The sequence below is a fragment of the Tychonema sp. LEGE 06208 genome (genome assembly GCF_015207505.1).
GTDB lineage: Bacteria > Cyanobacteriota > Cyanobacteriia > Cyanobacteriales > Microcoleaceae > Microcoleus.
Map to the genome: position 1 here is coordinate 1 of NZ_JADEWT010000215.1, position 2,189 is coordinate 2,189.

A 2,189-nucleotide genomic window follows, 5' to 3' on the forward strand; every position below is an offset into this window, starting at 1 on the left:
AATATTGTCAGGAAATAGTTGTTGAATTAATGAAAATAAGACCTAATAAATTGCCATTTTTTCAGAAGGGTATGAGAGCTATGTCCTTGATTGAGTCTATGTTTTAACGGGGTTGTCACCCCGTCAGCGCAAAAAGTCTTCAAGATTAGCTATTTAATCTTCTACATTTTGAATTTTTGAGTAACAGCTTGGCTACTCTTCAAAGGCCACTACTTTTAGCTGCACTCATTTTTGAGTCTAAACTACAGTTAACCCGAAAGGCCCAACATCACGCACCAATCCCCGCAATCCAATTCTGCACCGCCTCCAACCAATTCTCTCCATCCACCCGAAAACCTTTTAGCGGGAATTCCAGCGGTGTATCGGTAATCCAGGCGATATGAATTCCCATGTGAGTGTCGGCGAGTTTGCGGGTGAAAGATGAAAGCGCATCTTCGCAGGGGCACGAGTGCAAAATTAAGGCGATGTGCTGTTTTTGCAGCCAGTTTTTGAGTTGGGGGATTAATCGCTTGAATTCGGGGGCGTTGCGAAGGGCGAGGATGTCTGTATCTGCGGGGAAGATTGTTTGATATAGTTGGGTACAGAGTTCTTGGGCGATCGCGCTTGTATCGGTTTCGCCTTCTAAGGCGCGAATGTTGAGGGGAACGACCCAGGTTTTATCGGTGGGTTGGAGTTGTTTGAGGAGTGTGGGGATATCTGTATTTTGTCGGTGGTTGTCGGGTATCGGGGAATTGGTGGGTTGAGTGTGCCATGCTTGATGAAATTCTGGGTAAGTCATATTTGGGGCGCAGTTCCAGATGACTTGATAGCAGTTTTCGTAGAGATTAGAATCGTTTTCATAGATTTCGGAAGTTAGGCAATTTTTCAATCCTGAGACTGCGATCGCGAAGTGTTTACCTTTCATAATTTTCCGTAAGCTATCTGCCGCTTGCCATCGGGTAGCTTCATCACATGAATTGCCGATTAACTCGACTAAAGTGGCGATCGCAACTGGGTTATCTTGGCTGATATTCCTTAAGCTTTCTGTCTCTTGCCACCAGGTTGGAATAGATGGTTGGCATGCGTCTAACAAGACTGTAGTGCCCGCCAATGGGATATCTTTGCCTATTTGCCCTAAGCTATCTGCCACTATCATCCTGGTATCTCCATGACCTGAAAAGAAGATTGGGTATTCGTCGAGTAAAATCGCTTCTAGGTGATTTTTGTCTATTTCTCCTAACTTTATTGCAGCGTGTTTCCGGGTATTTTCACTGCCTGAATCGCGGATTAATTCGACTAAAGCTGAAATCGCCCTTTTCCGATCCGTCTCTTTCAGTATCTCCCTTGATCCCTCTTCAACTGGATCGAGAGGTGACCACCACTCCTGTTTGTCCTCACTAAAACAAACAAAGCTCCACTGAACAATCTGCGACACAATTTTATCAGCAAGGCGACAATCTTTTAACTCAGCAATCCCCGCCGCCGCTAGAAAATACGCCCGAACTCTATAAAAACCCGACCTATCCTCAAACTCAACCAACGCCTTAATAAACGCTTCCTTCTCCTCCTTCCCAACCTCCTCACGCCCCAACCACAGCAAAATAACCTCCTTCCACTGCTTCTCAAAAATGCGATATCTAGCATCAGGATGTTGCGGATTCTTAGGAATATGATTCAAGAAAAAGTGCCAATCCTCAACCGCAAACGCCGCAAAATATTCCTGAAAAGTCGGATGGTAAAAAGCATAAATCCCCTCCAGCGTCTCCCCGTCCCTCGCCACTAAATTCAGCCAACCCAAACGACAAGCCAACTCAAACTGCGATGCACCAATCACCCGATATCCCACACTTTCTCGCAACTGAAAGCGCTCCGTTTCATTTAACATCCCAGCCAGAGCCAAATTCCCCAAAGCCGCATTCAAATCCTGCTGCTGACTCCAATTCAAGTGCGGTTTTTTCCACTGATATAAAGTAGTCACAAACCGCTGATAAAGCTTAGCCTTAGTATCTGGTAAATCACCATCCAAGGATTGCCAAGTGCCGCACAATAGCGAACATCTCAGGGGATTTTTTACTAAGTCTCGAATTCGCTCTTTTCCTGATGCTGCTAATGCTTCCCGTAGCTGTTGCGCGAGGGGCGGGCACAGGGGCACCGCCCCTACATTGAGGGGATTCGTAGGGGCGGTGCCCCCGTGCCCTGTCTCTTATACA

General features: G+C 46.4%; 1 protein-coding gene. It reads right to left on the reverse strand.

Annotation, left to right across the window (positions count from 1 at the left end; genetic code table 11):
- Positions 1 to 268 precede the first annotated feature (268 nt).
- On the reverse strand, positions 269 to 2,131 hold the full coding sequence (locus IQ263_RS27955; RefSeq protein WP_194071280.1) for an NACHT C-terminal alpha/beta 1 domain-containing protein: 1,863 nt from the start codon (positions 2,129 to 2,131) through the stop codon (positions 269 to 271).
- Between the last annotated feature and the right edge of the window lie 58 nt (positions 2,132 to 2,189).